Annotated in this window: 20 protein-coding genes; 14 read left to right on the forward strand and 6 right to left on the reverse strand. The window is 60.2% G+C overall.

Annotated features, from left to right (window positions below):
- Positions 1–302: 302 nt before the first annotated feature.
- The 11 genes from CKW26_RS12410 to CKW26_RS12460 all read left to right on the forward strand — a co-directional run bounded on the left by CKW26_RS12410 (position 303) and on the right by CKW26_RS12460 (position 10571).
- Entirely contained in the window at positions 303–1823 is a 1521-nt protein-coding gene (locus CKW26_RS12410) for an aldehyde dehydrogenase family protein (RefSeq protein ID WP_095048794.1), read from the forward strand.
- Positions 1824–2002: 179 nt separating this feature from the next.
- The gene (gene eat, locus CKW26_RS12415; protein ID WP_095048795.1) at positions 2003–3454 is read left to right on the forward strand and encodes an ethanolamine permease; all 1452 of its coding nucleotides are present in this window, start codon (positions 2003–2005) and stop codon (positions 3452–3454) included.
- Between the two features lie 52 nt (positions 3455–3506).
- The gene (locus tag CKW26_RS12420; RefSeq protein WP_038361972.1) at positions 3507–4901 is read left to right on the forward strand and encodes an ethanolamine ammonia-lyase subunit EutB; all 1395 of its coding nucleotides are present in this window, start codon (positions 3507–3509) and stop codon (positions 4899–4901) included.
- Entirely contained in the window at positions 4898–5731 is an 834-nt protein-coding gene (eutC, locus tag CKW26_RS12425) for an ethanolamine ammonia-lyase subunit EutC (RefSeq protein ID WP_371857748.1), read from the forward strand. Before CKW26_RS12420 ends, eutC begins: the two co-directional genes overlap by 4 nt.
- A 115-nt stretch (positions 5732–5846) precedes the next feature.
- Complete coding sequence (locus CKW26_RS12430) at positions 5847–6308, forward strand: N-acetyltransferase (RefSeq protein WP_095048797.1); 462 nt, start codon at positions 5847–5849, stop codon at positions 6306–6308.
- 229 nt (positions 6309–6537) lie between these two features.
- Entirely contained in the window at positions 6538–7188 is a 651-nt protein-coding gene (locus CKW26_RS12435) for a DedA family protein (protein ID WP_034153744.1), read from the forward strand.
- A 4-nt stretch (positions 7189–7192) separates the two neighbouring features.
- Positions 7193–8005, forward strand: a complete 813-nt coding sequence (locus tag CKW26_RS12440; RefSeq protein ID WP_095048798.1) for a zinc-dependent peptidase — start codon at positions 7193–7195, stop codon at positions 8003–8005.
- Positions 8006–8117: 112 nt separating this feature from the next.
- Entirely contained in the window at positions 8118–8645 is a 528-nt protein-coding gene (gene ppa, locus CKW26_RS12445; protein ID WP_095048799.1) for an inorganic diphosphatase, read from the forward strand.
- A gap of 223 nt (positions 8646–8868) precedes the next feature.
- Positions 8869–9615 (forward strand): helix-turn-helix transcriptional regulator, encoded by a 747-nt coding sequence (locus CKW26_RS12450; protein ID WP_095048800.1) that lies wholly within the window; start codon positions 8869–8871, stop codon positions 9613–9615.
- A gap of 430 nt (positions 9616–10045) precedes the next feature.
- Positions 10046–10285 carry a type II toxin-antitoxin system RelB/DinJ family antitoxin gene (locus CKW26_RS12455; protein WP_016984130.1) on the forward strand — a complete coding sequence of 80 codons (240 nt, stop codon included), beginning with the start codon at positions 10046–10048 and terminating at the stop codon, positions 10283–10285.
- A complete protein-coding gene (locus CKW26_RS12460; RefSeq protein ID WP_016984129.1) occupies positions 10275–10571 on the forward strand; it encodes a type II toxin-antitoxin system RelE/ParE family toxin in 297 nt (98 codons plus the stop codon). Before CKW26_RS12455 ends, CKW26_RS12460 begins: the two co-directional genes overlap by 11 nt.
- Positions 10572–10625: 54 nt before the next feature.
- On the opposite strand, the gene CKW26_RS12465 is transcribed toward CKW26_RS12460, so the two are convergent.
- Genes CKW26_RS12465 through CKW26_RS12490 form a run of 6 tightly spaced genes read right to left on the reverse strand, consistent with a single transcriptional unit; the run spans position 10626 to position 20813 of the window.
- Entirely contained in the window at positions 10626–11438 is an 813-nt protein-coding gene (locus CKW26_RS12465; RefSeq protein WP_095048801.1) for a YfaP family protein, read from the reverse strand.
- Positions 11439–11441: 3 nt separating this feature from the next.
- The gene (locus tag CKW26_RS12470; protein WP_095048802.1) at positions 11442–13061 is read right to left on the reverse strand and encodes a DUF2300 domain-containing protein; all 1620 of its coding nucleotides are present in this window, start codon (positions 13059–13061) and stop codon (positions 11442–11444) included.
- A gap of 1 nt (position 13062) precedes the next feature.
- A complete protein-coding gene (locus tag CKW26_RS12475) occupies positions 13063–17637 on the reverse strand; it encodes an alpha-2-macroglobulin (protein ID WP_095048803.1) in 4575 nt (1524 codons plus the stop codon).
- Entirely contained in the window at positions 17634–18284 is a 651-nt protein-coding gene (locus CKW26_RS12480; RefSeq protein ID WP_095048804.1) for a DUF1175 domain-containing protein, read from the reverse strand. Before CKW26_RS12480 ends, CKW26_RS12475 begins: the two co-directional genes overlap by 4 nt.
- A complete protein-coding gene (locus CKW26_RS12485; RefSeq protein ID WP_095048846.1) occupies positions 18269–19981 on the reverse strand; it encodes a DUF2138 domain-containing protein in 1713 nt (570 codons plus the stop codon). The genes CKW26_RS12480 and CKW26_RS12485 overlap by 16 nt, the downstream gene beginning before the upstream one ends.
- A 40-nt stretch (positions 19982–20021) precedes the next feature.
- Complete coding sequence (locus CKW26_RS12490; protein ID WP_095048805.1) at positions 20022–20813, reverse strand: YfaP family protein; 792 nt, start codon at positions 20811–20813, stop codon at positions 20022–20024.
- A 278-nt stretch (positions 20814–21091) separates the two neighbouring features.
- Between CKW26_RS12490 and CKW26_RS12495 the strand changes: the two genes are divergently transcribed.
- From CKW26_RS12495 to ispA, 3 genes are all read left to right on the forward strand, one after another.
- Complete coding sequence (locus CKW26_RS12495) at positions 21092–22237, forward strand: Fic family protein (protein ID WP_095048806.1); 1146 nt, start codon at positions 21092–21094, stop codon at positions 22235–22237.
- A gap of 112 nt (positions 22238–22349) precedes the next feature.
- Complete coding sequence (locus tag CKW26_RS12500; protein ID WP_003228627.1) at positions 22350–22592, forward strand: exodeoxyribonuclease VII small subunit; 243 nt, start codon at positions 22350–22352, stop codon at positions 22590–22592.
- Entirely contained in the window at positions 22589–23476 is an 888-nt protein-coding gene (gene ispA / locus CKW26_RS12505) for a (2E,6E)-farnesyl diphosphate synthase (protein WP_095048807.1), read from the forward strand. Before CKW26_RS12500 ends, ispA begins: the two co-directional genes overlap by 4 nt.
- The last annotated feature ends 83 nt before the right edge of the window (positions 23477–23559 follow it).

The following is a 23559-nucleotide window of genomic DNA, read 5'->3' on the forward strand; positions in this document are numbered from 1 at the left end:
AGATCAAAAGATCGCAGCCTCCGGCAGCTCCTACAGGGTTGCTGTTGGCTGAGGATCCTCCAGGTAAATGTGTATTGCAATGCTGGCAAGACTGCCCAGTCACTGGCTGTGCCAAAAGCGATACAAACTGTCACCCCATCTGTACCGAAACCGTCACAGGCGCCATCCACCCGTCCGACAAAAACCGGCCAAGCCCTTGATTTACCGGCCCTGCACGGCGGTGGCCCGACCTTTGCTCTACGCTTATAGCAAGCGCACTTGCGCGTTTCTCTAATAAGTACAAAGCCAAGGAGAACATCATCATGCGTTACGCTCACCCCGGTACTGAAGGCGCCAAAGTCTCGTTCAAGAGCAAGTACGGTAACTACATCGGCGGCGAGTTCGTCGCGCCTGTCAAAGGTCAGTACTTCACCAACACTTCGCCAGTGAATGGCCAACCGATTGCCGAATTCCCGCGCTCCACTGCCGAAGACATCGACAAGGCACTGGACGCCGCCCACGCCGCTGCCGACGCGTGGGGCGCGACCTCCGTGCAGGCGCGCTCGCTGATCCTGCTGAAAATCGCCGACCGCATCGAACAGAACCTCGAACTGCTGGCGATCACCGAAACCTGGGACAACGGCAAAGCCATCCGCGAAACCCTCAACGCCGACATCCCGCTGGCCGCCGATCATTTCCGCTACTTCGCCGGTTGCCTGCGGGCCCAGGAAGGCAGCGCTGCCGAAATTGACGGCAACACTGTGGCTTATCACATTCATGAACCGCTGGGCGTGGTCGGCCAGATCATCCCGTGGAACTTCCCGCTGCTGATGGCCGCGTGGAAACTCGCCCCGGCGCTGGCCGCTGGTAACTGCGTCGTCCTGAAACCGGCCGAGCAAACCCCGCTGGGCATCTGTGTACTAATGGAGTTGATCGGCGATCTGTTACCGCCGGGCGTGCTCAACGTGGTGCAAGGGTTCGGCAAAGAGGCCGGCGAAGCCCTGGCCACCAGCAAACGCATCGCCAAGATCGCGTTCACCGGCTCGACCCCGGTCGGTTCGCACATCATGAAGTGCGCTGCCGAGAACATCATTCCGTCCACCGTGGAACTGGGCGGCAAATCGCCGAACATCTTCTTCGAAGACATCATGCAGGCCGAACCGAGCTTCATCGAAAAAGCCGCTGAAGGTCTGGTGCTGGCGTTCTTCAACCAAGGCGAAGTGTGCACCTGCCCGTCGCGCGCACTCGTGCAAGAGTCGATCTACGACGAATTCATGCAAGCGGTGATGAAGAAAGTCAGCCAGATCAAACGTGGCGATCCGCTGGACACCGACACCATGGTCGGCGCGCAGGCGTCCGAGCAGCAATTCGACAAGATCCTCTCGTACCTGGAAATCGCCAAGGGCGAAGGTGCCGAGCTGCTGACCGGCGGCAAGGTGGAAAAACTCGAGGGCAGTCTCGCGACCGGCTATTACATCCAACCGACCCTGCTCAAGGGCACCAACAAAATGCGCGTGTTCCAGGAAGAAATCTTCGGCCCGGTGGTGAGCATCACCACCTTCAAGGACGAAGCCGAAGCCCTGGCCATCGCCAACGACACCGAGTTCGGCCTCGGCGCCGGGCTGTGGACCCGCGACATCAACCGCGCCTACCGTATGGGCCGCGCGATCAAGGCCGGTCGCGTATGGACCAACTGCTACCACCTGTACCCGGCGCATGCCGCGTTCGGCGGGTACAAGAAGTCCGGCGTCGGCCGTGAAACCCACAAGATGATGCTCGATCACTATCAGCAGACCAAAAACCTGCTGGTGAGCTACGACATCAATCCGTTGGGCTTCTTCTAAACCTGCAGCACTGATCGTTCCCACGCTCTGCGTGGGAATGCCGCCCGGGACGCTCCGCGTCCCACCAAAGCCGAACGCAGAGCGTCCGTTGAGGCATCCCCACGCAGAGCGTGGGGACGATCATGCTACCCACCGGCAAAAAAAGCCGGGCCAATAAAACAATAAGAACGGTGAAACCTATGCCTAGCGAATCCCCGGCTGGCGCTCCGGCGACCGGCACCTCTGTCGACTATGAAAAAGTCGGATCGGATTACTTTCAACAACGCGAACTGAAAAAAGGTGCCGCCGGCTGGGTACTGCTAGTGGGTCTGGGCGTTGCCTACGTGATTTCCGGTGACTATGCCGGCTGGAACTTCGGCCTCGCTCAGGGTGGCTGGGGCGGCATGTTCCTGGCGACGCTGCTGATGGCCACCATGTACCTGTGCATGTGCTTTTCTCTGGCCGAGTTGTCTTCGATGATCCCCACCGCCGGCGGTGGCTACGGTTTTGCCCGCAGTGCATTCGGGCCGTGGGGCGGGTTTCTCACCGGCACCGCAATTCTCATCGAATACGCCATTGCCCCTGCGGCTATCGCGGTGTTCATCGGAGCCTACTGCGAATCGCTGTTCGGCATCGGCGGCTGGATGATCTATCTGGCCTTCTACATCATTTTCATTGCCATCCACATATTCGGGGTCGGCGAAGCGCTCAAGCTGATGTTTGTCATCACCGCCGTCGCCGCGTTGGCACTGGGGGTGTTTCTGGTGGCCATGGTGCCGCACTTCGACGTCGCCAACCTGCTCGACATTCCTGTGACTGCCGCCGCGGGTGCCAGTCCGTTTCTGCCATTCGGCTATGTCGGCGTCTGGGCGGCGATTCCCTATGCGATCTGGTTCTTCCTTGCCGTTGAAGGCGTGCCGCTGGCTGCCGAGGAAACCAAGAACCCCAAACGTGATCTGCCGCGCGGCTTGATCGGCGCCATGTTGGTGCTGCTCATGTTTGCCCTTTTGATTCTGATCGTTGGCCCCGGCGGTGCGGGCGCCAACTCGCTGCTGACCTCCGGTAACCCGTTGGTCGAAGCGTTGAGCAAAGCCTATGGCGGCTCGACCTGGATGGGCAGTTTCGTCAACCTCGTGGGGCTGGCCGGACTGATCGCGAGTTTCTTCTCGATCATCTACGCGTACTCGCGGCAGATTTTCGCGCTGTCCCGGGCCGGCTACCTGCCACGCAAACTGTCCGAAACCAATAAAAGCAAGGCACCGGTCCTGGCGCTGGTGATTCCCGGCATCATCGGTTTCGGCCTGTCGCTGACCGGCCAGGGCGATCTGCTGATTCTGGTGGCGGTGTTCGGCGCAACCATTTCCTACGTGCTGATGATGGCCGCGCACATCACCTTGCGGATTCGCCGCCCCAAAATGGATCGGCCGTACCGCACACCGGGCGGCATCTTCACCTCCGGCGTGGCCTTGGTGCTGGCGTGCATCGCCGTGGTCGCAGGCTTCCTGGTCGATCCACGGGTGGTAATCGGTGCCGCCGTCATCTATGGAGTGTTAATTGCTTACTTTGCGCTCTACAGTCGACATCACTTGGTAGCAGGCACGCCGGAAGAAGAATTCGCGGCGATCCAGAAGGCTGAGCAAGCCTTGCACTGAGTGCCGACAATCCCGGCGCAGGCTCGGTCTGCGCCGTCACGGAGAATTGTGTATGGCCAGTTTCGCTCACACGGTCGGCGCCCAGACCTACCGCTTCGACAGCCTCAAGGACGTCATGGCCAAGGCCAGCCCGGCGCGTTCCGGGGACTTTCTTGCCGGCGTCGCCGCGCTCAACGACGGCGAGCGCGTGGCCGCGCAAATGGCCCTGGCCGACATCCCGCTCACGCACTTCCTGCAAGAGGCGCTGATTCCATACGAGTCCGATGAGGTCACCCGCCTGATCATCGACACCCACGACAAGCAGGCCTTCGCGGTGGTCAGCCACCTTACCGTCGGTGGTTTCCGCGACTGGCTGCTCAGTGACGCCGCCGACGAAACCAGTCTGCGCAACCTCGCCCCCGGCCTGACCCCGGAAATGGTCGCCGCCGTGTCGAAGATCATGCGCGTGCAGGATCTGGTGCTGGTGGCGCAAAAGATTCGCGTGGTGACGAAGTTTCGCGGCACCCTCGGCCTGCGCGGACGTTTGTCGACGCGCCTGCAACCCAATCACCCGACCGACGAACCGTCCGGCATCGCCGCGAGCATTCTCGACGGTCTGCTCTACGGCAACGGCGACGCGATGATCGGCATCAACCCGGCCACCGACAGCATCGCCTCGATCTGCGCCATGCTGGAAATGCTCGACGCGATCATCCAGCGCTACGACATCCCGACCCAGGCCTGCGTGCTGACCCACGTCACCACCTCGATCGAAGCGATCAATCGCGGCGTGCCGCTGGATCTGGTATTCCAGTCAATCGCCGGCACCGAAGCGGCCAACGCCAGTTTCGGCATCAACCTGAACGTGTTGCAGGAAGGCTACGACGCCGGCCTGAGCCTGAATCGCGGCACTCTCGGGCAGAACCTGATGTATTTCGAGACGGGTCAGGGCAGCGCGCTGTCGGCCAACGCTCACCACGGCGTCGACCAACAGACCTGCGAGACCCGAGCCTACGCGGTGGCGCGACATTTCAAGCCGTTCCTGGTGAACACGGTCGTAGGATTTATCGGCCCGGAGTACTTGTACAACGGCAAACAGATCATCCGCGCCGGCCTCGAAGATCACTTCTGCGGCAAGCTGCTCGGCGTGCCGATGGGTTGCGATATCTGCTACACCAACCACGCTGAAGCCGATCAGGACGACATGGACACCTTGCTGACTTTGCTCGGTGTCGCCGGGATCAACTTCATCATGGGCATCCCCGGCTCCGACGACATCATGCTCAACTACCAGACCACTTCGTTCCATGACGCGCTCTACGCCCGGCAGACTCTGGGCCTGAAACCGGCGCCCGAGTTCGAACAGTGGCTGGCGAACATGGGCATCTTCACTCAAGCGGACGGCAAGGTTCGCTTCGGTAACAACTTGCCGCCGGCCTTCCGCCAGGCGCTCGCGCAACTGGGATGAGTCGTATGGAAAAACCGCCCGTGGACCCGCAAAACCCTTGGCTGGAACTGCGCCGCCTGACCCCGGCACGGATCGCCCTTGGCCGCACTGGCACCAGTCTGCCGACCAACGCGCAACTGGATTTTCAGTTTGCCCATGCCCAGGCACGTGATGCCGTGCATCTGCCATTTGATCATGCCGGACTCAGTGCGCAATTGACTGAACGCGGACGCGAAAGCCTGCTGCTGCACAGCGCCGCTACGGATCGAAACAGTTATCTGCAACGCCCGGATCTGGGGCGCAAGCTCAGCGATGAATCGGCGCAGGCCTTGCGTGAATACGCTGCGGCGCATCCGGGCGGTGTCGATCTGGCGATTGTCGTGGCCGACGGCCTGTCGGCACTCGCAGTTCATCGGCATACCTTGCCGTTTCTGACCCGACTGGAGGAGCAAATGAGCGCTGACGGCTGGTCGATGGCGCCCGTTATCCTGATGGAACAGGGTCGCGTTGCCGTCGGTGATGAAATCGGCCAATTGCTCGGTGCAAAAATGCTGGTGATGCTGATTGGCGAACGCCCGGGCCTCAGCTCACCGGACAGTCTCGGTTTATATTTCACCTACAATCCAAAAATCGGCCTGACCGACGCCTACCGCAACTGCATCTCCAATGTGCGGCTCGAAGGTTTGAGCTACGGCATGGCGGCGCACCGCTTGCTCTATCTGATGCGCGAAGCCTGTCGGCGGCAGTTGTCGGGGGTCAACCTGAAGGACGAAGCACAGGTTCAGACGCTGGAATCGGATGCCGGTGTAGACATGAAAGGTAATTTCCTACTGGATCCGCCCACAACCTGAACCGTTTCCGCATTGCGTTTCTGCGCCGGTTTAAGGCAGGATCGATGCACGGCCGCACGGGTTTCCCATCGCCGTCAGAGCAGTTGAAGACAGCCACTTGAAGACGAGACCTATCATGCGGATTATTCAAGCGACCCTCGAACATCTGGATTTGTTGACCCCATTGTTCGTCAAATATCGCGAGTTCTACGGTTCCCTGCCTTACCCGGATTCCTCCCGTGCGTTCCTTGAAAAGCGTCTGCGCCGCAAGGAATCGGTGATCTACCTGGCACTGGCCGACGATGACGACAAGAAACTGATGGGTTTCTGTCAGCTCTATCCAAGCTTCTCCTCGCTGTCGCTCAAACGCGTGTGGATCCTCAACGACATATATGTCGCTGAAGACGCGCGCCGGCAACTGGTCGCTGACAACCTGATCCGCACTGCGAAGAAAATGGCCAAGGAAACCCAGGCAGTGCGCATGCGCGTTTCCACCAGCAGCAACAATGACGTCGCGCAGAAAACCTACGAATCCATCGGGTTCAAGGAAGACACCGAGTTCAAAAACTATGTGTTGCCGATCAGCGAAGAACTCTGATCGCGCATGCAACGTGTGATGAGGGAGCCTGCTCCCTCAGCCACGCCGAATGCAGCCTGACAATTGTTCACACCCCGACATCCCCCGCTACAAAACCAACGCGCTTTTCATCCTTCAGACCGTATAATCCCGATCTTTCCGGCTTGTAAGAAAAACTACACCCCGCTGTAGGCTTACACGAAGTCATCCGCACAGGCCTGCCGAGTCGGGCCGCCATACAGGTGCCCCCATGGATTTCAACCCGCTCGACCTTATCCTGCATCTCGACGTCTATCTCGATTTGCTGGTGAACAACTATGGGCCATGGATCTACGCCATCCTGTTTCTGGTGATTTTCTGTGAAACCGGCCTAGTGGTGATGCCTTTCCTGCCGGGTGACTCGTTGCTGTTCATTGCCGGCGCCGTTGCCGCTGGCGGTGGTATGGATCCGGTGCTGCTGGGCGGTCTGCTGATGCTCGCGGCCATACTCGGTGACAGCACCAATTATGTGATCGGACGAACGGCCGGCGAGAAGCTGTTCAGCAACCCGAACTCGAAAATCTTCCGTCGCGATTACCTGCAGAAAACCCACGACTTCTACGACAAGCACGGTGGCAAGACCGTAACCCTGGCGCGCTTCCTGCCGATCATCCGTACCTTTGCCCCGTTCGTCGCCGGTGTGGCGAAGATGCCGTACGCACGTTTCTTCGGTTTCAGCGTACTGGGCACCATCCTCTGGGTCGGCGGTCTGGTCACGCTGGGCTATTTCTTCGGCAACGTACCGTTCATCAAGAAAAACCTGTCGTTGCTGGTGGTGGCGATCATTCTGCTGTCGCTGGTGCCGATGATTCTCGGCGTGGTTCGCAGCCGTTTCGGCGGCACCAAAGCCCAATCGCACTAAGCCGATGTGGTCGCTGAGCGCCTGGCGTCGCCGGCGCACTCTGGCAAAGCACCCGATTGCCGACGAGATGTGGCAACGGGTGCGCCATCACCTGAGCTTCCTTGACGGCATCAGCGCAGCCGAAGACCAGTGGCTGCGCGAAGCCTGCGTGCTATTCCTCGAAGACAAACACCTGAGCGCCCTGCCCGGCGTCGAACTGCATCAGGAACAACGCCTGTTGCTCGCCGCCCAGGCGCAGCTGCCGCTGCTCAATCTCGGCGATCTGAACTGGTATCAGGGTTTTCATGAAATCGTCCTCTACCCGGACGATTTCCTCAGCCCGCAACGTCATCGTGACGCCAGCGGTGTCGAGCATGAGTGGGACGGCGAGCACAGCGGCGAAGCCTGGCAGCAAGGGCCGATCATCCTTGCCTGGCCGGGTGTGATGGCCAGTGGTGGCTGGGAAGGCTACAACCTGGTGATCCACGAACTGGCGCACAAACTCGACATGCTCAACGGCGACGCCAATGGTCTGCCGCCGCTGCATGCCGACATGCGTGTCAGCGACTGGGCCGACGTCATGCAAAAGGCTTACGACGACCTCAACCGTCAGCTCGACCATGACCCGGACGCCGAAACCGCCATTGATCCCTACGCCGCCGAAAACCCCGCCGAGTTCTTTGCGGTCACCAGCGAGTACTTCTTCAGCGCCCCGGATCTGCTGCACGAGGCTTATCCACAGGTCTATGCGCAGTTGCAGCTTTTCTACCGGCAGGACCCGTTGAGCCGGTTGCGGCAACTTCAGGCCACAGACCCGGTCTATCAGGCGCACGACTAAGCTCTGCACGACTTTCGGTACATGGCGTCGACGGCAGAATATGCCTATAATCGCCGCCACTTTTTGGTCAATCCGGCCAAGTGTTTTTGGTCAACTACGGGGGCAACGCCCAATGAGCTACAGCAAGATTCCGGCTGGCAAAGACCTGCCGAACGACATCTACGTCGCGATCGAGATCCCGGCCAACCACGCGCCGATCAAATACGAAATCGACAAAGACAGCGATTGCCTGTTCGTTGACCGTTTCATGGCCACCCCAATGTTCTATCCGGCCAACTACGGTTACATCCCGAACACTCTGGCTGACGACGGTGATCCCCTCGACGTGCTGGTTGTGACCCCTTACCCGGTTGCGCCAGGCTCGGTAATCCGCGCCCGTCCAGTCGGCATCCTGAACATGACCGACGACGGCGGCGGCGATGCCAAAGTCATCGCAGTGCCACACGACAAGCTGTCCCAGCTGTACGTCGATGTGCAGGAATACACCGACCTGCCGCCACTGCTGATCCAGCAGATCGAGCACTTCTTCGCGAACTACAAAGATCTCGAGAAAGGCAAATGGGTCAAGATCGAAGGCTGGGCCGGTGCAGACGCCGCCCGCGACGCGATCACCAAGTCGGTTGCCGCCTACAAGGGCTAAGCACCTGCGCTACGCGTGAGGCTTGAAGAAAACCCCGGTTGATCCGGGGTTTTTTGTGCCTGGTAATAGCCGCCTTAAACAGAGCGTTTATAACGGACTACAGAAAAGTTTTAGCCTGTGTAATTTCCCACAAGATCGTCTTACATTCCGTCGCAAAATTCAGCCCGTTTTTGAACGTCTGGTTTATTCAAACCGCTCTGGCACGGCCGTAGACTCCGTGTTTATGAGAAAGAACACTAGCGGTCCAAGATTCAAGGCACTCCTGGAAGCTGCGAACATCTCGACGACGGGTTTCGCAAAGTTCTGGGGCACGGAAGCCCAAAATGTCCACAACTGGTACACCCGGGGCGTCCCGGCGTATCGCATGGAAGAAGTCTCACGCCTGCTGTCCGTCAACAGCGAATGGCTGAAAACCGGCCAAGGCACAAAAGAGCTGCCAAGCCTGACTCCGCCGGCCAGCAACGGCGACAGCTTTGACGCCCACGATCCACAGGGCGCCTACCGATTCATCCATCCCAACGACATCGAACTGGCCTTCTTCAAAGAAACACCCCTGACCAACGGCTCAGACAAAACCCACGTCATCCAGGACCCGGACCTGTCCATTCGCCTGCTGCGCGCCCCACTGGATCAACTGGAAATCCGCCATGCCGACGCCATCTGCGCGCACATGATCGGCAACAGCATGGCCGAACGCATCGAAGACGGCTCCATCGTCGCCATCGACCGCAGCCTGACCCAGGTCGTCGACGGTGAGATCTACGCCATCGAACACGACGGCATGCTGCGCATCAAATACCTGCACCGCATGCCCGGCAACGGCCTGCGCCTGCGCAGCCACAACAACGCCGAATACCCGGACGAAGTCTTCCGCCCGGCACAGATCGAGGAGCAAAGGATTCATATATTGGGCTGGGTGTTCTGGTGGTCGACCGTGAGCAAGCGGCGGCCGGTGGTGCCGTTTCTATGATCTCACGGCCTGCAAAGCCTCCTGTAGGAGTGAGCCTGCTCGCGATGAGGCCCTGATAATCGGTACAAATCTCGAATTTGTTCGACTGCGGTCGCTCTAAACCGCACTTCAGGCTGGGAATCCACAGCAAAACTCAGTATCCTGCGCCCCACATTTGCGCATCGACCCGCCCCGCGGCTCAGACAGCGCACGACGCGGCAGACCAACGTCTGACCAAGTCCCACAGCCGGACGCAGATCCGGATGTACGTTTTGAAGGCTGGCAAGGCTTACCAAAAATAGGCCAAGCCAGTCCCCGAGAAGCCGGCCACAAGCCGGCTTTTTAATGCCTGAAATAAACCCGGCCTACCGTCTGAAACATAAATTCGCGCTTGTCGAACAGAAGAGCCTCTTGGTACCGTAACGACAAACGTCATTACAGGTATTTCATCATGGCCTCCATCAACATTCGCATCGACGATGATCTGAAGCAGCGCTCCTTCGCCGAACTGGAAAAGCTGGGAGTAACCCCCTCAGAGCTTTTGCGTCAGACACTCCAATACGTCGCCGAGCGAGGCAAGCTACCCTTCAAAGCAGCATTGCTCAGCGAGGAAGATGAAGTACTCATAGCCGTAGTCACCGAACGCCTCGCGGCACCTCAACGAGTCAAGGTAAGTCTGGATGACCTATAACCTTGAATTTGATCGTCGTGCTTTAAAGGAGTGGAACAAACTCGGCGATACGGTTCGCCACCAGTTCAAGAAGAAGCTCACAGAGGTATTGGAGAATCCTCGAATAGAAGCCAATCGACTTCGCGAGCTCCCGGATTGCTACAAAGTGAAGCTGAAAAGCGCTGGCTATCGCCTGATCTATCAGGTCCTTGATCAAGAGATTGTGGTGTTTGTAATCGCAATCGGGAAGCGAGAGAGAGAGGCTGCTTACGAGGTTGCGCAGGACCGTCTTTCGCTCCTGCCCTGAGTCGGTCCAATGTCTGCGACCTGAAATTGGGCAGCAACCCGTAGCCCAATTCCCTCACGGATAACTAAACGCCTTAACCAACGTCAGTTCCCCCACCGCCCGCATCGGGATCAAAAACGTCTCCATCTTCTCGCTAGGCGTCCCTTCTTCAGTAATCACCGTCACCTGCGCCGTGGTCAGTGCCTGTACCGCCTCATCTCCACCCTCATCATCCCCGCGATACCCACCGCCGTAATAATTCACATACACCAGATACTGCCCCTTGATCGGCGCCGGCATGGCGAAGATTTCCGGGCCGTAACCGGTGGTCACGTCGACGTCCAGACCGGCGCCGTTGGCGGCGACGCGGTTGCCGTACCAAATGTGCGCGCCGTCAGGGGTGATCAGGTGCAGGTCGAGGTCGGTGCCGTCGCTGTCCCACGCTAGCAACACGCGCAGTTTCGCCGGGGTGGCGCCGCCGCTGGTGTTGAGGAATTGCGTGCGGTGGCGTTGTTGGCCGTCAGGGCTGCGCACTTCGACGCTGTTACTGCCGTTGGGGAACGAGAACGGGCGGTCGAAGCGGCCGCTGTCGTCGATTTTCAGCGGCATGCTCACGCCATTGACGATCAGGCGGCCGGGTTCGTTGTCCTTCCGCGCAGCTTTGATCTCGCCGCTGATGCGGGCGGTGTTGGCCTGGCCGACCTGGGTGTTGACCGATGAGGCCGGGTAATTGACGGTCTGGCGGAAGCTTTCGCCCTCGCCTTCGGGTGCGCCGCTGCGCCAGCCGCCGATCGGGGTGTCGAGTTTGACGCCGTCGGCAGCGATGGCTGGCGAGAGCGCAGTCAAGGTGCAGAGCAGCAGCAAGACCTGTGGATAACGGAGTGTCATGGTCTATTCCAGCAAAAGATGACGGGCGAGCCCTTCGATGTAGGTTTCATCCTGGCCGTTGGGATGTGCTTCAAAGGCCAGGTGCAGATATTCGTGAGTCAAGTCGAGGCGATCCTGCAGGGTCAGTACGCCGCGCACGTAGATACGTTGGCGTTCGCGGTCGACGAAGGGCCTGCCGAACGCCAGTTTGCACACGGCGAAAGTGCTGACTTCGTTGTAGCCGGTTTCGCTTTCCAGTTTCGGGCGCCAGCCGCGTCGTTGTTTCTGCAGCCAGTCTTGCGCGGCGGGCAGTGCCTCGCAGGAGGCGACCGGATTGTCCCAGCGACTGAGGCTGGCGCGCGGGTAGGCGTGCAGCAGAATCGCGTCGTAACGCTGACCGGCATTAGCTTGCTCGACGGCTTGTTGCCAGGCGAGTTTGTCCGGGCCGGGTTGATCGGAGTGATAGGTGACGGTGCTGCCGGCCAGCACGAGGTCTGCCGTCCATGCAGCGATGTTGCGGGATTCGGCCGAAGCCGGTCGCGGTGCGACGCGTTGGCGATTGCTGCTGTCGTCGATGCTCAGGCAATCGCCGTTGCGCGTGGCGTTTTGCAGCAGATAGGTGCGGATCGCCACGGCCAGCGCTTTGGCCGCTTCGGTGGGTTCGGGTTTGGCTTCACGCTCAAGGACGCGGGCGACGTATTCTTCGCGATCAAGCCTTGCGATGAGTTTGTCGTTGAGCAGAAACAGTTCGCCATCGCTGTGGATATCCAGTGCGTTGCCATTGGCGAATTCGACGCGGTAATCGCCTTGTAACGGGCCGGAAGTCACCACCCGCTCGCCAGTCAAAACCCGCGTAACCGGATAACGCGAGAACAACCCGACTTCAACACAACGCCCCGGCTCTGCCGGCCATGCGGCGGGCAACACCGTCGCCAGTGCCTGCCCGTAATGGCGCAAAACCATCTGACTGGTACCACGCCCACCCGCCCAGAGCGGAGATCCGTCCGCGATCCAACCGGCGAAACCACCCTGGCGCGACTGCGGATCCTGATCGCCAAGCCAGCTCCAGGTTTTCACCCGCAAACGCCCGCCCAGTTCGCCGACGACATTACCGTCCGCCGCATTCAGCACCACATCGAGCAGCACTCGGCGCGCCTGATCCTGCGCTGGCAACGAGGCGAGAACCTTCAGCAACTCAACCACGGAAACCCGTTGAGCCGGTTGCACCAACGGCAAATCCAGCAACCACGACGGCGCCTGTCGCGCCTGCCAATACGTCCGCCACTCCGCCGCCGCAATTCCCAACCGTGCAGGTTCAAAATACAACCCGCAGGATTTCACCAGTGCCTGATCACGCTCGATCCTGCCGCCCGCCGAGCAGCAATAAACCTCTTCCTTCGACTGTCCGCGACATTCATAGGCCGGCTCACGCGCACCGGTATCGACCAGCCACGCGTATACGAACAATTTCCACAGACTGCCCAACGGGGTATCGAGCGTCTGCGGCAACGGTTCACGAGCGATCAGTTGCGTCTGATTCAGCGATAACAACTCACCCTTATAGGCCACGCGCAACGGCTCATCCTGCGCCGTCGCCAGCGCAGGTATCACACACATCAGCAGCCACAGCAGCGGCCGGTTCATGTCAGTTGACCGTGACCTGACCGAGAGCGGCTTTTGCTTCCTGGGCCTGATGCTGCGGCGCGTAGACTTGTTTGAAACGCACCGGCGGCAGGTTGAACTGGCCCTTCTGCGAGAAACGCACCAGATGACGCAGGCGCAATTCGCCGCTCAGCGCATCCACCGGCACCGCGTAGGCCAGTTGCCCCGGTTCGAAGCGCGCCTTCTCCAGCGCCGTTGGTTCGGTGCCGTCCTTGCCCTGCAACTTGATGCCCCACGTCGTGCGCTCAACATCGGCGCCCGGTGGCAGCGGCACTTCGAGCATGCCGTAACGCAGCGGTTTCGGCGCTTTGCTGGTGAGGATCACTTCGTCCAGATACAGACTGTCACTGGACAACGGCTTGGTGCCGATTGGCTCCAGTTTGAAAGTGAACGCTTCGTCGCCCGGTACCAGTCGCGACAGGCGACGGTTGATGGTCACGGCCATCGGATCGACCGCAGGTTGTTGGGTCTGGAAGCTCAATGCCGCGCGCAGCGGACGCTCCTGCGTGCCGGACACTGTCAACACGCTCGGCACTGGCGTCGCGCCCTGCCACGTCCAGTACATCTCGCCGCTGGCTCCGTAGTTCTTCTTCCAGCCTTCACCCGGCGTTAGTGCAATGGTCGGCGACGCCTGGGCGATGCTGCGTTGCAGCCAAGTCAGCGCCAGCGCACGTTCGAGGGTCGATTGCTGCGGCAGCAAACGTTGCAACAACGCCGTAGCACGGGCCTGATCGAACGCTTGCAGCGACAGGTTCAGCGCCTCGGCGAACGGCTGCGAACTGACCGCCAGACGCTGTTGCGCAGCCCCTACCTGACGATTGAACGCTTCCGGCAAGGTAACCTTCGACTGCGTGGCCAACGATGCGGTCAATACCCGCGCCGCCGCCAGACCGAGTGCCGAATCCGGGTCGCTCATCACCAGACTGTCTTCGCCGTCGTCCATCAGGGTTTCGGCGCTGCTTTCACCGGCCTTGGCCAGATCCTCCATCAAGCCGCTGAGCAAGGTGTTCACCGGCAAATGCATCTGCTTGGCAAACGACAGAATCAGCGCCCGTTGCAGCAATGGCGTGTTCGGCGCTTGCTTGGCGTAGACCTCCAGCACTCGCTGCCAATGCTCCGGCGGCAAGGTCAATTCCAGCACCTGGCTAGCGTTCCAGTCGGCGTAGTAAGCGTAAGCCGTGAGGAACGCATCCGGTTCACCGTCGTAGCCCCACCAGGTGAAGCTCGCCGACGGCCCGGCCATTTGCACCAGACGCAGACGGCTGTTCTGCATGATCAGGCGCAAGCGATCACGAATCTGTGGATTCGATGCCAGCGATGGATAGGCAATGCTCAACGGCAGCAACCGGCTGGCAGTCTGCTCGACGCCGCCATACGGATAGCTGAGCAGATCATCGAGTGCCGAGCGGAACAACGCTTGAGGGCTGTCATCCAGACGCAGGCGAATATCGGTGGCGTCGGCCGGCAGACTCAACGGTGTGTCACCGCTGGCCACGTCGAGGCTTTGAGTCTGAGTGACTTGCCAGCCGTCACCGGTCGCACTCAGGCGCACGGCGAGGGAGTCGGCGGTCTTGCCGTCCTGCACCAACTCCGCCGTCCATTCGCCGGAAGCCAATGTGAACGCCGGCAGCGGCAGATAATTGATGCCGTTGTTCAGGGTCACCGGCAGACGCTGTTCGGCGCCCGCATAGTGAGTGACCAGTTCAGCCTTGACCGGTTTCTCGGCTTGGCTGAAGGCGAACACGCCGAGTTGCGGCTGATCGCCCTTACGGAATTTGCTCGGCCCGCTCCACTTCAGGTACAGCGGTTTTTCCGAGCGGACGAACTGCTTCTTCTGCCCGACCTGACCGTCATCGGCAATGGCGCGGGCAGTGATGCGCCAGCGGGTCAGCGAGTCCGGCATCTTGAAGGTGAAACGGGTTTTGCCGTCGGCACCGGTCAACAACTCCGGCTGCCACGCAGCGGTATCGACGTCCTCACGACGCGGCCGCTCCAGCACTTTTACACCACGCTCGCTGCGGTTGGCTTTGCCCGGTGCACCGGGGCTGCCCGGCAACGCGACGTCGTAACTGATGAACGACAGGCTGGCGCTGGTGCGCACGTTGTTACGGCGCGGGTGATAGAAGAACTGGTCAATGGTCGGCGCAACTTCGGGTTGCAGCGCGTAGACCATTTCGTCGACGACGCTGACGGTCAGATGCGCCGGTACTGCTTTGCCGGCGAACTGGGTGGTCAGGTCAACCGTGACCGTGTCGCCCGGCAGGTACGCCGCTTTGTCGGTGCTGATCGCCACGTCGATTTGCGGCGCGACCACTTTGATCCCGGCGTTCTGGAAGCTGTACTGACCGCCCTTGGTGTAGAGCACGGAGAAGGTCAGGTTCGGTGCAAAGTTGTCCTTCACCGGAATGCGCGCGCGGTATTGGGTGTCGCTGAGTTTTTCCAGTTTCAACCAGTCACCGCCCTTGGCGAGCAGCGCGGTGGCTTCGACTTTGTCGCGTTCCAGCGAGAGCAATGCATCGCTGACCGGTTCCGGGAAAGTGATCAGCGCCAGCGCTTCATCGCCGGCCTTGTACTCAGGCTTGTCGAGGACGATTTCCACAGTGCCCGGCACGGCTTTGACGCCATCGCCAGTGACCGAATGACCGGTGGCGCCGAGGACGCGACCGTGTTGATCTTTCAAGGTCAGGTTGTAAGTACCCGGACGATCAAACGCCAGACTGAAGCCCTTGTCCGTCGCCGCGAGTTTGCCTTCACCGGTGCTCTGGTCTTCCAGCCGCACCCAGCCATACGTGCTCGGCGTCACCGCTTTGCTTTGTTCGCTGCCGCCCTCGTTGGCGTAGCTGAACGCAACCTTGTCGCCGACCGCGCTGAAGCGTTGCGGTGCGCTCAAGCGGAAACTCGCGGCGCCGCGGTCGATGAGGATTTCCTTGGTGGTCTTGACCCGATACGCCGCGCCATCGCTGGCAAACACGGTGAGCATATAGCGGCTCGGCTTGTCGGCGGCCGGCAGGTCGAGGGTCGCGCTGCCCTTGCTGTCGGTGGTCAGTTCGGTGCTGGTCAGCTCCACCGGGAATTGCCCGAGGTATTGCAGCTCGTTGTCGACCATCGACAGTTGCTGGGCGCGCAGGCTCAGGGTCAACTTAGCGTTGGCCACCGGTTTGCCGTCCGGGTACAGCAGCACCAGGCTGCCCTTCACCGGTTCGCCAGTGCGGTAATCCTGCTTGGCCAGATTCAGCGAAATCTCGAAGTGCGGCTTGATGTACTCGGCGACACGGAAGGCGCTGCTGTAAGCCTGATCCTTATAGTTGAAACGGATCTCGTAACCCCCGGCCACGGCGTTGTCCGGCAACTGGAAGCGGCCCTGAGTGCCGGCCTTCGAATCGAGTTTCAGGTCGAGGTGTTGCAACTCAGTGCCTGTGGCGTCAAGCACGCTGACCGTGACATCTGCAGCACCCGGCAACACCGAATCCCGCGCATTCTTGAACTCCCGACCAACGATTTTCAGCGACACCCAATCACCTGGGCGATACAGCGGCCGGTCGGTGAACGCGTAGAGTTTGGTGTCGTAGATTTCGCTGTCGTAATAGAAGTTTTCGGAGACGAACACCCCGCCCTCTTCGTCCTCGCCGATGACGAACGAACGCTCCGGGCTGACATGTTTCAGGCGCAGCAAACCGTCAGTATCGGTGGCACCGCTGCTCATCACGCCGAGGCCGTCGGTCCACAGCACATTGACCTTCGGTACCGAACTGCCTTCGTGTTTGCGCGCGGCCCAGACCAGCAATTCATCGCCGGCAATCTTGCTCACCGCGACGGTGTTGGAGACGAACACCATGGTGGTTGCGCGGTACTTGCCGATCAACGCTTCGACCAGATACAGACCCGGCTTCAGATTGCCCAACGGGATATAAACGTTACCCGGCGCGACGCTGACGAAATCGCTCGAAGACCCGGCCAGATTGACCCCGGCCGGCGGCTGAATCGGCTTGGCCTGCCACAACGGATAACGGAACTGGCTGACCACCGGTAGACCCGGAATCAACGCGAATTGCGGCTGCGCGTCATACGGAGTAGGCGCGACCATGGCGTTGCCCATCTTCAGTTCCGGCACTTCCTCGGTGACTTGTTTGCGCGACTCATAGGAGAACGCGCGCTGCATCACCCGACGGGATTTGCGGTACCAGTTGTCCCACAGGTACGCGAGGGTGTTGGACAGGCCTTCACCCTTGAACTGGCCGTCGCTGACCACGCGATGCAGGTTCTTCTGGCGCTTGAGGAAATCCAGCGGTTTGTCGATGCGGTACACACGAATATCCGCGCCGCCGTAAGGTTCCATGCGGAAACGACGATAGTCGCGGCCCGGCGCTTCGAGACGGACCATTGCCTGTTCATCAGCAGCAAAGCTGCTATCAGCCAGCAGGAAAAAGCTTTCGCCCGAGACCGGCGTGTAGCCGCTCGGCTCGACCGAATCTTCGGCGCTGACGGTAGCCACTGGCAGCAACAGCGCCAGCAGCAAAGGAATTCGGGAGCAGAGTCGCAACATGCGGGCACCGGTCATTGGGAGAGAAAGTTCAGTCGATAGACGCCGATGAAGTTGGGGTTGGCTGCGTCGGGTATCCATCGGGTGTCCTTCCATGTCATGAGTTGCTGCAGGCTTGCCGAACGCATGCCGTTGTCAGTCGGGGTGGTGGTGCCGGTGTGATAGGCGATGTAGCGGCCCATCCAGATCATCAGGTGCTGGTCGTCGCCCTGATCGAAAAACATCAGGTCACCGGGCCGCGCCTGCGACACGTCACGGCTGACCAAATGGCTGTTGAACTGAATCAGTTTGATCGCGTTGACGTACGGCCCGACCTTGCCGCCGCCCTGCTGCCATTGCTGGGCGAGCTTGCGCTGATCGTCGCTCAGCGAGAGTTCCGGCGGCAGGTAGCGATTGGACAGGCCATTGCTGCGCAGCCATTTTTCGTCATGGACTTTCAGCGCTTCGTTGGCAGCGAAACGTACCAGCCCGGCACAGTCCTGCTGATACCAGCGCGGACTTGGGCCTTGGCTCAGTTGCTCTTGGGCGATGCGCACGAACCAGGCGCGAAACACCTGGGATTGCGCCGGATCGAGTGCGGGTGCTTCAACGGCGCGGGCGCCCGCACTGAGCAACAACGCGAGCAGGCCGAGGCTGCGGATCAGTGTCGTCACAGCGCTTTCCATTCCAGCGGCAACCATTGCCAGTGGCCGTCAGGCTCGCTGCCTTCCGGCAGCGTCAGCGCGTATTTGCCGTAGCCGCCGAGGGTGCGCAGTTTCGGAATCAGATAGGTTTGCGCGGCGTTGTAGAACACCGGCTCCATGTCCTGCGGCAGGCTGTCGAGGGTTTCCTGCTGCATCAGTTGCGCCATCGAATCCGGGCCGAAGTAGATCGGCATCAGCACGTCTTTGGGCAAAACGTCGGCCATCGGCGGGAAGCGTTTGTCGAGAGTGCCGAGGGCCTTGTCGACCAGTTTGTCGTCGAGGGAAAACAGCAACGTCGAACCGTGACGGGCGAGGCTGACTTTCATGAAGGCCTTGCCGGAAATCGCGTCCGGGTTCTGCGCCGTCTTCGCCGCATAAGGGCCAAAGTTGGAGCTGACCTGACGCTGCCAGACGTGGTTTTGGCCTTCTTGCTTCTCGACTACCGGGAACACGTTTTCTTCGACATTGGCTTCGAATGCACCGACCATCGAACCGAACAGTTTGCCAAGATCACCGTCGAGTTTGCTGCTGTCCTCGTCTTTCAGACTGGCCACCAGCAATGGCGTGTACAACCGCGAGTCGGCGTACCAGCACAGGCCTGCCGCGCCGGCCACATGTTCGGTGAGGGTCTGCGCTACCGCTTCTTCGGCGCCGAGTTTTACCAGCAATGGTTTTTGCGGTTCGGCCGCGACCGGCAAGGTTACGCAGGCACTGGCGCCCAGCGGCATTGCTTGCCAGACCGGTTTGAAATCGAAGTCGGGCTGATTGTCCAGCTCGTCCATGGCGAGGTAGCTGTGCCAGCCCTTGTCGTCCATGTCGAAGCGCAGCCCGGCGAAGTTCGGGATGAAACGTTGATAGCCCATGGCCAGAACGCTGGAGTTGACCGACAAGCGTTGTTTGGTTTCCGGGGCTTTCGCCGGCAGACCGAACGCTTCGGGGAACAGTTTTTCGCCATTGAGCAGCGCCGCCAGCGCTTGTGGCGAGACATGGCCCGATTCTTCGGAGACGCCGCTTTCCGGGTCGTAATACTTGGCCGGGTTCGACAGCACTACCAGTTTGTCGCCGTGGGAAGCGAACAGCAGCGCTTTGCTGGCGTTATAGGTCAGTTGGTACAGCGGCACGCTATCGCCGCCGACCTTGAGTTCGCCCATCTGACTGAGCTGAGTGTCATCCAGCGCGACTTTCGCCAGCGGCTCCAGCAGTTTCGCCAGACCACCACGATCCATCACCAGCAGAAAATCCTTCAAGCGACCATCCGCGCCACGCCACAGCGCGACATCAGCCGGTTGATCGAAAAGCTGTTCGATCAGGCTGTCCTGCAACTTCAGATCATGCTCGTAGATGATCCGGCGCAGACTGCCGATCAAGCCGAGGCGATCAGCATGGGTCTCGTAATAGAAGACGAAATCTTCGGTCAGCGTGGCCTTGAGGAACGGCACCGTCAGCAAGTCCTTGGGCAACTGGCTCAGCGAGCGGGTCTCCAGCAACGCGTCAGGACGACTGAGGCCGAGCTTGTCACTGGCCAATTCCGCCGGCGGCGCCTTGGGCTTGAGCAGCAGCCAGCCAAAACCGCCCGCCACGCCGGCCACCAGGCACAGCCCGGCCAGCAGCAAGGGCCAGCGCCGCGAAGGTTTGGCCGCTGGCGTGTCGGCAGCCGAAGTAACAGTGTTTTCGCTCATCTTTTCAAAGCCCGATTTCATCCGTGCAGCGGGATGCTTATTAATAGTTGAAAGTCTTTACCAGCAGCAGATCACCGATTGCCCGCAGGGGCACGATGAAGGTCTCGCGTTTTTCATCGACGGTGTTTTCGTTGAGCACCAGCGTGATTTGCGAGGTGATCACCTCGTTCTGGTTGCTGGTCTCCTCGAAGTTATAGCCGCCGTTGCCGAAGTTGCCCCAATAGTTGACGTAAACCAGATAAGTGCCATGCAGCGGCGCGGTCATGGTGAACATTTCCGGACCGGGACCATCGACGCCATCCGGGTCGAGACCGCCGCCATTGCTCAGCGCCGGCTGCGCCCAGAACGCATGCTGACCGTCAGGCGTGACAATGTGCAGATCGAGCTCGGCTTTCGGATCGTCCCAGCCCAAGACAAGACGAATTCTCGCCGGCGTGCGCAGGTTATTTGCTTCATAAAATTGCACGCGCTTGAGCGACTGGCCCTCGGCACTGATCACCTCGACGCTGTTGGAGCCGGCGCCGAACGCGTACGGCCGGGCAAAGCGGCCTTGGTCGTCGGTGTACAGATTCAGTGGATTGCCATTCACCGCGAGACTGTGCGGCGGACGCATGTGGCCGATGGCTTTGAGCTGGCCCTGGATCATCGTGCGATTGCGCTGGATGCCGCGATCGATCGGCGGCGTCGGGTAGGCGACTTGCGGGTTTTCCGTGCGATCGAGCAGGCCGTGGTAACGCCAGCCACCGACCGGCTCCGACAACTCGGCCGTAGGTGCCGCCAGCAGCGCGGGCGCGCAGGCCAGGCCGATCAGCAGCCAAAGAAATGAACGCATGTAATGCCTCCTGCCATGCCTGAACGAAACCTTGCACCCGATCCTCGGTACTTCACAGCGGTGAAAACTGCGTTTCGTCTGAAAGACCCGTGACTATGGGGTCGTAGAAGGCGCGAAGATTAGCGATTCGGCGGTTTTTTAACAATCAGATACATGTGCTGTTGCTGTAGGAATCAAGCCAATCCGGTGGACGGTGAGCCGAATAGGCCTCATATTCGGCTCACAAAATGAGCCGAATAGCATTTCTATTCGGCTCACGGACTCAAGGCAGGCAACGAATGGCAACTTACTGGATCTGGCAGCAGCCCGATTGGCCCGACTTCAACTGGCAGGCGGAACGCCTGGCACCGTTGTTGCGCGAGTGTGTACAGGCCCAAGGTCAGTTGATGGGTATGGCCGGTTCGGTAGGTGACTCTTTGGGGGCTCAGACCGAACTGGACGCCCTTTTGCAGAATATCGTGACGTCTTCGGCCATCGAAGGTGAGCAACTGAATGTCGGCTCCGTGCGGTCATCCTTGGCGCGACGTTTGGGCCTGGAGTTGATCGACGGCGATAAAGTCAGCCAACGCAGTGAAGGTCTGGCGCAACTCATGCTTGATGCCACCCGTCGATTTGCCGAACCGTTGATACTGGAGCGCTTGCTGGAATGGCACCAATGGCTGTTTCCCGATCAAGAGGCTGACCTTACTGCGCGCTCAATGCATGTGGGTGCGCTACGCGGTGACGAGCTAATGCAGGTGGTTTCGGGTCGCATTGATCGTCCAACAGTTCATTTCGAGGCGCCACCTCGCCAAGGTCTTGAGCAGCAGCTCGACCAATTTCTCCAATGGTTCGAGGCCAGCCAGCATCAGACAGCACTGGACCCGATGCTTCGTGCGGGCATCGCCCATTTCTGGTTCGTCACCTTGCATCCGTTCGACGATGGCAACGGCCGTCTGACCCGCACCATCACTGATCTGGCGCTGGCACAGGGCGAAGCGCAAGCCATCCGTTTCTACGCCATGTCGGCGAGCATTCTGGATGATCGGTCCGGCTACTATCGGATTCTGGAATCGAGTCAAAAAGCCACACTGGACATCACTGAATGGCTCACATGGTTCCTGCAAACCTTGCTACGCAGTCTGCAACAAGCCATCACCCGCATTGAAAGCGTGCTGGGCAAGACGCGTTTCTGGCAGGCACACCGCGAGTCCGAACTTTCGGCGGAGCAGGTCAAAGTGCTCAATCGTCTGCTCGACGGCGGCGAGCGGAGCTTTGAGCACGGCATCAGTGCCGGGCAATATCAAGCGGTGGCGAAAGTGTCGAAGGCCACAGCAACCCGACACCTTGCGGAGTTGCTGGAGAAAGGTTGCCTTCAACGCTTGCCGGGAGGGGGTCGTAGCACCCGCTATCAGATCAACTATCCCGACAGAGCTACACATTAATCTCACCCAGCACAGAGCCATTTCTGTCCTTGAGAGCCGGCCCGCTCATTTGCCCATAACCCCCCTATCTGCTAGTGTCGCGCCGGTTTAACGTCAACCGGAAATCGCCGCCATGGCCCGCAAAAAAGCTGCACTGGATTTCGAACAGTCCCTCGCCGACCTGCAAACATTGGTCGAGCGTCTGGAGAACGGTGAATTGTCGCTGGAAGACTCGTTGACCGCTTTCGAGCAGGGCATCGGTCTGACCCGTGATTGCCAGGCAGCGCTGGCGCAAGCCGAGCAAAAGGTGCAGGTGCTGCTGGAGCGCGATGGCGAACTCGCCGAGGAACCCTTCGACGCGGAACAGCCAGAATGATTGCGGCGTACACGGCGACCAGCCAGACCCGGGTTAACGCGGCTCTGGAAACCCTGTTCAACGCGCCGTTGCCGGAATTGGCGCGGCTTTATGACGCCATGCGCTACAGCGTGATGAACGGCGGCAAACGCGTGCGTCCGCTGCTGGCCTACGCCGCGTGCGAAGCGCTCGGTGGCAACGCTGCACAGGCCAACGGTGCAGCCTGCGCGGTTGAGCTGATCCACGCTTATTCGCTGGTTCACGACGATTTGCCGGCGATGGACGACGACGACTTGCGTCGCGGCCAGCCGACCACTCACAAGAAATTCGATGAAGCCTGCGCGATCCTCGCCGGTGACGGTTTGCAGAGCCTGGCCTTCAGCGCTCTGCTCGACCCGCGCCTGAGCGACTGCAGCAGCGACATTCGCCTGCAAATGGTCACCGCCCTCGCCCAGGCTGCGGGCCCGGCAGGCATGGTCGGCGGTCAAACCATCGACCTTGGTTCGGTCGGCTTGAAACTCGACCAGAAAGCCCTCGAACAGATGCACCGGCACAAGACCGGCGCGCTGATCGAAGTCAGCGTCAAACTCGGCGCCCTGGCCAGCGGCCGCGCCGAGAAGGATGAGCTCAAGGCCCTGCAGACTTATGCACAGGCCATCGGTCTGGCCTTTCAGGTGCAGGACGACATCCTCGACGTCGAAAGCGATACCGAAACCCTCGGCAAACGCCAAGGCGCCGACATCGCCCGCGACAAGCCGACCTACCCGGCGCTGCTCGGCCTCGACGCCGCCAAGGTTTACGCGCTGGAACTGCGTGATCAGGCTCTGCACGCCCTGCGACCGTTTGACGCGGCCGCCGAACCCTTGCGCGAGCTGGCCCGGTATATCGTCGAGCGCCGCAACTGACGGCGAATCAGCCAAAAAAGACCAACGCGTGGGCAGGGGGCGATGCATCAGGTAAACTGCCGCATCTTTTATACCTATAACGA

Origin of the sequence: Pseudomonas sp. Irchel s3h9, from assembly GCF_900187475.1 — a bacterium.
Taxonomy (GTDB): domain Bacteria; phylum Pseudomonadota; class Gammaproteobacteria; order Pseudomonadales; family Pseudomonadaceae; genus Aquipseudomonas; species Aquipseudomonas neuropathica.

Excerpts from the sequence above, each read along its gene's own strand:
- ispA (WP_095048807.1), top strand. The coding sequence starts at position 22,589 with ATGATTGCGGCGTACACGGCGACCAGCCAGACCCGGGTTAACGCGGCT.
- eutC (WP_371857748.1), top strand. The coding sequence starts at position 4,898 with ATGAGTCGTATGGAAAAACCGCCCGTGGACCCGCAAAACCCTTGGCTG.
- CKW26_RS12500 (WP_003228627.1), top strand. The coding sequence starts at position 22,350 with ATGGCCCGCAAAAAAGCTGCACTGGATTTCGAACAGTCCCTCGCCGAC.
- CKW26_RS12420 (WP_038361972.1), top strand. The coding sequence starts at position 3,507 with ATGGCCAGTTTCGCTCACACGGTCGGCGCCCAGACCTACCGCTTCGAC.
- ppa (WP_095048799.1), top strand. The coding sequence starts at position 8,118 with ATGAGCTACAGCAAGATTCCGGCTGGCAAAGACCTGCCGAACGACATC.
- CKW26_RS12455 (WP_016984130.1), top strand. The coding sequence starts at position 10,046 with ATGGCCTCCATCAACATTCGCATCGACGATGATCTGAAGCAGCGCTCC.
- CKW26_RS12430 (WP_095048797.1), top strand. The coding sequence starts at position 5,847 with ATGCGGATTATTCAAGCGACCCTCGAACATCTGGATTTGTTGACCCCA.
- CKW26_RS12460 (WP_016984129.1), top strand. The coding sequence starts at position 10,275 with ATGACCTATAACCTTGAATTTGATCGTCGTGCTTTAAAGGAGTGGAAC.
- CKW26_RS12495 (WP_095048806.1), top strand. The coding sequence starts at position 21,092 with ATGGCAACTTACTGGATCTGGCAGCAGCCCGATTGGCCCGACTTCAAC.
- CKW26_RS12485 (WP_095048846.1), bottom strand. The coding sequence starts at position 19,981 with ATGAGCGAAAACACTGTTACTTCGGCTGCCGACACGCCAGCGGCCAAA.
- CKW26_RS12480 (WP_095048804.1), bottom strand. The coding sequence starts at position 18,284 with ATGGAAAGCGCTGTGACGACACTGATCCGCAGCCTCGGCCTGCTCGCG.
- CKW26_RS12440 (WP_095048798.1), top strand. The coding sequence starts at position 7,193 with ATGTGGTCGCTGAGCGCCTGGCGTCGCCGGCGCACTCTGGCAAAGCAC.
- CKW26_RS12435 (WP_034153744.1), top strand. The coding sequence starts at position 6,538 with ATGGATTTCAACCCGCTCGACCTTATCCTGCATCTCGACGTCTATCTC.
- eat (WP_095048795.1), top strand. The coding sequence starts at position 2,003 with ATGCCTAGCGAATCCCCGGCTGGCGCTCCGGCGACCGGCACCTCTGTC.
- CKW26_RS12470 (WP_095048802.1), bottom strand. The coding sequence starts at position 13,061 with ATGAACCGGCCGCTGCTGTGGCTGCTGATGTGTGTGATACCTGCGCTG.
- CKW26_RS12475 (WP_095048803.1), bottom strand. The coding sequence starts at position 17,637 with ATGACCGGTGCCCGCATGTTGCGACTCTGCTCCCGAATTCCTTTGCTG.
- CKW26_RS12490 (WP_095048805.1), bottom strand. The coding sequence starts at position 20,813 with ATGCGTTCATTTCTTTGGCTGCTGATCGGCCTGGCCTGCGCGCCCGCG.
- CKW26_RS12450 (WP_095048800.1), top strand. The coding sequence starts at position 8,869 with ATGAGAAAGAACACTAGCGGTCCAAGATTCAAGGCACTCCTGGAAGCT.
- CKW26_RS12465 (WP_095048801.1), bottom strand. The coding sequence starts at position 11,438 with ATGACACTCCGTTATCCACAGGTCTTGCTGCTGCTCTGCACCTTGACT.
- CKW26_RS12410 (WP_095048794.1), top strand. The coding sequence starts at position 303 with ATGCGTTACGCTCACCCCGGTACTGAAGGCGCCAAAGTCTCGTTCAAG.